Origin of the sequence: Blautia caecimuris, assembly GCF_024622975.1 — a bacterium.
GTDB classification, from domain to species: domain Bacteria; phylum Bacillota; class Clostridia; order Lachnospirales; family Lachnospiraceae; genus Blautia_A; species Blautia_A caecimuris.
Genome location: NZ_JANJZT010000035.1, coordinates 21,400 through 28,233 on the forward strand (window position 1 = coordinate 21,400; position 6,834 = coordinate 28,233).

Here is a 6,834-nt window from a genome sequence, read left to right on the forward strand (position 1 = left end):
GATCATAAAATGCCGATTAAAATACAGGGAGAACTTCCCGTAAAAGAAATTCTGGAAAAAGAAAATATTTTTGTTATGGATGAAACACGGGCAGTCCATCAGGATATCCGTCCCATTCAGATTCTGATTCTGAATCTGATGCCCTTAAAAGAAGAAACAGAGCTCCAGCTTCTCCGCTCTCTTTCCAACACTCCCCTTCAGGTAGACGTCACATTTATGGCTGTGGAAAGCCATGTGGCAAAAAACACCTCTCTCAGTCATCTGAATAAGTTCTATCAGACCTTTTCCGAGCTGAAAGACCTGCGCTTTGACGGTATGATCATCACCGGCGCGCCCGTGGAACAGATGGCTTTTGAAGAAGTGGATTACTGGAACGAGCTTACAGAGATCATGGACTGGACAGAAACCCACGTCACTTCCACCATTTTTCTCTGCTGGGCTGCTCAGGCAGGCCTTTATCATTTTTACGGTCTTCAGAAGAAAAAACTTGACCAGAAAATGTTTGGCCTTTTCTGGCACAGGGTTCTGAACCGCAAGATTCCTCTTGTGAGGGGCTTTGACGATATGTTTCTGGCTCCACATTCCAGGCATACAGAAGTTCCCATTGAGGATATCCGCGCATGTAAAGAAATTACAATTCTGGCTGAATCCGAGGAGGCCGGACTGTTTCTTGCAATGGCAGAGGGTGGCCGCCGAATCTTTGTTATGGGTCATCCGGAATACGACCGCATTACCCTGGACGGAGAATATAAGCGGGATACCGATAAGGGACTTCCCATTGAACTTCCCCGGAATTATTACAAAGATAACGATCCCGCCAACAAACCTCTCCTTATGTGGCGCGCCCATGCAAACAACCTGTACACAAACTGGCTGAATTATTACGTGTATCAAAGCACCCCCTACGACCTTATGGGGACGCCGGATTTTAAAAGTATATAAAAGCAAAAAGCACCAGATGCAGACTGCCGCGGCTAGTCTGCATCTGGTGTATAAAATGATACAATTCCCTCAATAATCAAGGGATTATGAAAGTCCGAAGCGGTCTCATCCGTTTTCTCATCTCCAGTCCCAACGGTCAAGAATGGGATTTCTTACAGCATCTGCTGAATCTCCCAGCCGGTACAGGGCATAGCTTCCGGCTGTTCCCACCTCCTGGTATCCATATAGTTCAAGTTCACTTTTCTGCTGCTTATCCGGGATTTTTACAACCAGATAATTGCAGAAAAGTCTTTTTCCGGCAGACGCAATGTTGCTGTAATTAAACACCGGCGCATTGATCTCCAGATAAAGCTGCCGTACTCCTTCGCCAGCGCCGCCCCGTCCCTCTCTGTTAAACAGCATATAAATAGATGGATCATACACACGGACATAAGGTCCGATATAATTATCTGCCGCCAGAAGGAACTCTGAATCTTTGGCATCCTGCTTTACCATCTCGCAGATGGCAGCCACCTCATCCGGCACCTGCTGGTAATTATGAACCAGCTTATAATTTCCTGCCTGACAAATGCCCTTTCCGCACACAGCTACCGCTCCTGCCGCCGCTATGACCAGGAGAAACTGCAAAATGCCTTTTCTCTCCTTCAGAAATTCTGTCATAGCCACAGCAATAACAGGAACCACCGGAAGAAGCCAAAGAACACGCCAGTATACACTGGAGCCTATACACTTCTGTATGATCCTGGCTGCAGGCGGGCAGAAAAACAGAGCCAGAACCAGAAAAAGATAAAACAACAGATATTTTGTGCTTTTTTTCTTTCTTCTGAAGATCACAAGAAAGAAAACAGCTGCCAGAAGCAGCCACGGCATCAGGCTGTCGCCCCAGTAGCTCTGCCAGAAATTTACTGACTGTTTTAATACTTCTTTCATTTCCATCCTCCTGTCAGCCCATTAAAATATACACGATCCCCAGGGCAATGGAAGGCAGGCAGCATAAAAATCCTACCAATACCCGTTTCCAGTCTCTCCTGACAATCAGGGAAATGATAAAAAAGCAGCCTGTCAAAAGAGGTGCAAGTATCACTCCCATAGAGGACAGAAGGCAGCAGCTTATATTGGCAAGCACCAGTGGAACCCAAGATATCTCCTGCTTTTTTTCGAGGAAAAACGATATACACAAACAAAGCAGATACGGCAAAAGTACGGAAGCCAAAACAGCTTTTCCCTGCCAGATACGAACCATCTGAAAGTTTCCCGCATTGTAAACAGAATAGCCGGAAAAACTGCAGATACAAGCTGCCAGAAGAAGATAGATCCCCTGGGCCTTTTTTTCTCCGGGAAACCATTTTTTTGCCAGCACAGCCTGCACCATGTACGCCATTGAAAGAAAAACTACCGGAAATACCATATGTGCCATAACTGCAGGATGGAGCCTTCCGCTCAGCTGACTTACCACTGCCAGAAATACCGGAAACGGCGAAAGCACATATCGTCTGGGCAGCGCCCTGTATGCAGTTCCTGTATAGGGATCCACCTCAAAGATCGTATCTGTGTAAACGTCTGTTGTAGCCGTTGCCACATAAAAACAGTCGTCAGCATCCATATGAGCCATCAGTGAACACACTGCTATCTGAAGGAGAATAAGTAATATGGCAATACAGAAATAAAAGGACGGACGTTTTTTTTCTTTCCAGGCAGACAGAAAAGAAGCTTTCCTTTTTCCAAACGCAAAAAGTCCAAAAACGGCCAGTACTATTCCAATGCCTCCCCAGGCAGCAGTCAGCACATGGAGAGGCATTTTCATAACTGTCATAGACAAAGTAAGGATTTCCATTACAGTAAAAAGCACCAGATATCCGTTCAGAAATGTTTCTGAAAAACCGGTCTGTTTTTTTCCTGTAAACGGGATTCCGGCAGCGGCCGGTACAAGAACCAGCCAGAATCCTGCCAGAATCAGTTTAACCACCATTCCCATACTATTTCTCCGATTCTTTTTGAAGAATTCCCATTGCTATTTTTTCCGGTGTGATCGGAAGTTCACGAACCCTGACGCCTGTGGCATTATATACTGCTGCGGCAATTGCCGGACAAGGAGTGTCAATTACCAGCTCACCTACAGATTTTGCCCCAAAAGGACCGGTAGGCTCATAGCTTCCCCGGATTTCTACCCGGATATCTCCGATATCAAGACGGGACGGAATCTTATACTGCATAAAGGAATTGTTGCGGACAGCGCCTTTTTCATTATACTGAATATCCTCATAGAGAGCCATTCCAATTCCCTGTGCAATTCCTCCTTCTGTCTGCACCCGTACCAGATTCGGGTTAATGGGTGTTCCGCAGTCCACCACTGCCACATAATCGATCACCTTTGTGCTTCCGGTTTTTTTATCCACTTCTACTTCTGCCATTCCTACCATAAAAGGCGGCGGAGATACCGGTGAAGAATAGGTTCTTGTAACCTGAAGCTCCTGAGAATTTCCGCAGGTTCCCTGAATGGCAATATCTTTCAGAGAAACCTTATGTTCTTCATCTGTAAATACAAATTCTCCGTCAAAATTTACTTCCTCCGGATCCGCCTGCAGAATTTTTGCACCAAGAGCGCAGATTTTGCCGCGAAGCTCCTGACAGGACTGAACTACTGCCATTCCGGTGGTGTAAGTTGTGGCTGAGGCATAAGAGCCGGAATCATATGGAGAAATATCTGTATCTACCCCAAACACAACAATATTATCTATTGAAGTTTCCATACAGTCAGCTGCCATCTGGGCAAGAATGGTATCACAGCCGGTACCCATATCCGCACATCCAAGTCCCAGTGTATAGGAACCGTCTTCATTCAGCTTCATATCTGCGCCGCCCACGTCAATTCCTGCAATCGAGGAACCCTGCATGGCCATGGCAACACCTACTCCGCGGACTTTTCCATTTCCAAGATCCTTACAGGGATATTTTTCATCCCAGTTCATCATTTCCTTTGCCCGTTCCATACACTGATCCATGGTACAGCTTTCTGCTGTATCACAATCTCCGTATGCAGGAAGAGGCTCTCCCTGAAGAGGCATGTTCAGCTCCCGGATCTTTACCGGATCCATTCCCATGATCTCAGCCAGCTCGTTCACTGCTGATTCAACTGCATAGATTCCCTGTGTTGCTCCGTATCCACGGTACGCTCCTGCTGCCTGTACATTGGTATAAACAACATCATAGGCAAAACGATAAGCTTCCGTATGACGATAAAGGGCAATGGATTTATGCCCGCTTAATCCAACTGTCGTAGGACTGTGTTCTCCGTACGCGCCTGCGTTGGAAAGAGTATAAACATCAATGGCGCGAACGATTCCGTTTTCATCTGCGCCTGCTCTTACACGGATCTCCATCTCATGACGGGGAGATGCGCAGATCTGGGATTCGTAACGGGAGTAAATGATTTTTGACGGACGGCCTGTCATCCAGGTGACAAATGCAGGATAAATCTCACAGACAGAAGTCTGCTTTGCGCCAAATCCGCCTCCGATCCTTGGCTTGATCACACGAACCTTCGAAGAGGGAATGTCCAGAGCATTTCCCAGGATTCTTCTTACATGGAAAGGAATCTGCGTGGATGATACCACATTCAGACGTCCGAAATGATCCATATAACAATAGGTCCGGAAAGTCTCCATCATTGCCTGCTGGTTTGCTTTGGTGTGATAGGTCCGGTCCACAGTATACTTACATTCGCCAAGGATTTTATCCACATCACCGGATTCCTCCAGCCCTGAAGCACAGAGATTTCTCTTATTATCTGCCCCTACTGGTATTTTTGCCTCCCAGTCTTCCTCCGGATGTACCAGGATATCAGCATCTTTTGCTTTATGCATATCAAGAACAGGCTGGTCAACCTGATATTTTACCTTGATCCGTTTCAGCGCCTTGTCTACTGCCTCCTCTGTTTCGCCTGCCACAATCGCCACAGCATCGCCCACAAATCTCAGTCTGCGGTCAAGAATATAATGATCGTACGGACTCAGCTCCGGATAAGTCTGTCCTGCAAGAGTAAAACGCTTTTTGGGAACATCTTTATATGTATAAACAGCGGCAATTCCGTTTACCTGACGGGCAGTTCCTGTTTTAATCTCCTCGATCCAGGCATTGGCATGAGGGCTTCGCAAAACTTTGACAATCAGACAATCTTTCGGCGCCAGATCATCTGTATATACCGGCTTTCCGGTTACAAGCGCCATGGCGTCTTTTTTTCTTACCGGCCTGCTGACATAGCTCATTCTTCTGCCTCCTCCTTTTTCTGTGATTTTTTATGTTCAAGATACTTCAGGATACTTCTTGTCTGTCCCACAAACCCGGAACATCTGCAGAGATTTCCGGCAAGATACTCCTTCACATCCTCTTCTGAAGGATTCTCAAGTTCCTTTTCCATTGCAAAAACATTCATGATAAATCCCGGATTGCAGAAGCCGCACTGTTCTGCGCCTTCATCTGCAAGGAAAGCACCGAACTCCTCTGCCTCTTTCTGCATTCCCTCCATGGTCACAATTTTTTTGCCTTCTGCTCTCAGCGCAAGCGTGCTGCAGGAAAGTACAGGCTTTCCGTCCATCAGTACAGTGCATAATCCACAGTTCGCTGTCTCGCAGCCCCTCTTTACACTGTAGCAGCCTTTGTCCCTCAGAAAATCCAGCAGCAATGTATCCGGCTCAACATCATCGTGACGGTAAACTCCATTCAGCCAAAAACTCAGCTTCATTTTTTCATCCCTCCTACTGTTTCCCATGCTCGCCTTGTGAGTACCTGTGTGAGAAGCTTTCTGTAGTCTTCAGAAGCCCTCATATTAGATCCCACCGGCACATGTTCTGCGGCATAGCGGGCAAAATCCTGCGCTGCCTGCGGCTTCTGTTTTTTAGTCATTTCACCAAAGCCTTTCAGAATCCCTTCCGAATCCTCAACAATCATAGCCCGTCCGGGTCTCGCCCCGATCACGGTTCTCGGCATGTCTCCAATCAGAGAAGCCGCACAGGTAAGAACCGGAAAATCCGTCTCAGAATTTCTCTGGCTTAAATATGTGACTTTAAGCGGTGTCTTTTTTACGATCACAGACTGGAGAATATCCCTGTCTTTTTTCTGTGTTACAAATTCTGTAAGCGGGATTCTTCCTGCCTGATACATATCCACCCAGGTATCCATTGCAAGAAACATGGTCAAAACATCAGAAAATCCATATCTTCCGAAAATACTGCCTCCAACTGTAGCGCAGTTCCGAAACTGCACTCCTACAATGTGACGCAGACTCTCCCTGACTGCTCCTCCTGTAAATTCATTCAGAGCTGCATTTGTTTCCAGATCATGAAGTGTTGTCATACATCCGATCACAAATTCATCTTCCAGCTCCTGAACAGTGTCCAGTCCCAGACCAGACAGATCAATTGCTGTGGAAATATTTCGGTTTCCCATTTTCAGCCATACCATACCGCCAAGCACGCAGGCTGATTTTTTCTGATTCAGCTCGTAAGCTTCTGCAATACTGTTTACTCTTTCATAGCTTTTAATCTTTAGCATATGAATTTCCTTTCTTATATAAAATATATCTGCTGCAAAAACAGAAGGTGTCCATGCCCTTCTTTCTGTGAGCGGGCATACTTAATTTAAGTTTAACAGGAACATTTCAAAAAATCCAGTAAAAAATTAAGATTTCAGAGATAAGAAAAATTCCAGAGAAAAATTTTCCTCTGTTTACGATTTGCCATATTTTAATGATAAACGCATTTTAATTTATGCTTATCATTAAAATATAGTTGATAAAGATATAAAATATGATATGATGTGCATATTCCGCAAGAACTGCGCATCCGTTCCAGAGGAACGGAGCGCCATTCCGCTTCAAACTGAGCAAAGCTCAGC

General features: G+C 45.8%; 6 protein-coding genes. 1 reads left to right on the top strand and 5 read right to left on the bottom strand.

Features of this window, described 5'->3' with window-relative positions; genetic code table 11:
* Positions 1-9: 9 nt before the first annotated feature.
* The gene (metA, locus tag NSA57_RS16580; RefSeq protein ID WP_173752446.1) at positions 10-942 is read left to right on the top strand and encodes a homoserine O-acetyltransferase MetA; all 933 of its coding nucleotides are present in this window, start codon (positions 10-12) and stop codon (positions 940-942) included.
* A gap of 117 nt (positions 943-1,059) precedes the next feature.
* On the opposite strand, the gene NSA57_RS16585 is transcribed toward metA, so the two are convergent.
* The 5 genes from NSA57_RS16585 to NSA57_RS16605 are packed head-to-tail and all read right to left on the bottom strand — an operon-like array spanning position 1,060 to position 6,492.
* Positions 1,060-1,872 carry a hypothetical protein gene (locus tag NSA57_RS16585; protein ID WP_257465489.1) on the bottom strand — a complete coding sequence of 271 codons (813 nt, stop codon included), beginning with the start codon at positions 1,870-1,872 and terminating at the stop codon, positions 1,060-1,062.
* Between the two features lie 13 nt (positions 1,873-1,885).
* A complete protein-coding gene (locus tag NSA57_RS16590) occupies positions 1,886-2,917 on the bottom strand; it encodes a DUF6077 domain-containing protein (protein ID WP_257465490.1) in 1,032 nt (343 codons plus the stop codon).
* Position 2,918: 1 nt separating this feature from the next.
* Entirely contained in the window at positions 2,919-5,207 is a 2,289-nt protein-coding gene (locus tag NSA57_RS16595) for a xanthine dehydrogenase family protein molybdopterin-binding subunit (RefSeq protein WP_257465491.1), read from the bottom strand.
* Positions 5,204-5,683, bottom strand: a complete 480-nt coding sequence (locus tag NSA57_RS16600) for a (2Fe-2S)-binding protein (RefSeq protein ID WP_022066675.1) — start codon at positions 5,681-5,683, stop codon at positions 5,204-5,206. Before NSA57_RS16600 ends, NSA57_RS16595 begins: the two co-directional genes overlap by 4 nt.
* The gene (locus tag NSA57_RS16605; RefSeq protein WP_147599556.1) at positions 5,680-6,492 is read right to left on the bottom strand and encodes an FAD binding domain-containing protein; all 813 of its coding nucleotides are present in this window, start codon (positions 6,490-6,492) and stop codon (positions 5,680-5,682) included. The genes NSA57_RS16600 and NSA57_RS16605 overlap by 4 nt, the downstream gene beginning before the upstream one ends.
* Between the last annotated feature and the right edge of the window lie 342 nt (positions 6,493-6,834).

Coding starts and splice junctions, on each gene's coding strand:
- metA (WP_173752446.1), top strand. CDS start 10: ATGCCGATTAAAATACAGGGAGAACTTCCCGTAAAAGAAATTCTGGAA.
- NSA57_RS16585 (WP_257465489.1), bottom strand. CDS start 1,872: ATGAAAGAAGTATTAAAACAGTCAGTAAATTTCTGGCAGAGCTACTGG.
- NSA57_RS16590 (WP_257465490.1), bottom strand. CDS start 2,917: ATGGGAATGGTGGTTAAACTGATTCTGGCAGGATTCTGGCTGGTTCTT.
- NSA57_RS16595 (WP_257465491.1), bottom strand. CDS start 5,207: ATGAGCTATGTCAGCAGGCCGGTAAGAAAAAAAGACGCCATGGCGCTT.
- NSA57_RS16600 (WP_022066675.1), bottom strand. CDS start 5,683: ATGAAGCTGAGTTTTTGGCTGAATGGAGTTTACCGTCACGATGATGTT.
- NSA57_RS16605 (WP_147599556.1), bottom strand. CDS start 6,492: ATGCTAAAGATTAAAAGCTATGAAAGAGTAAACAGTATTGCAGAAGCT.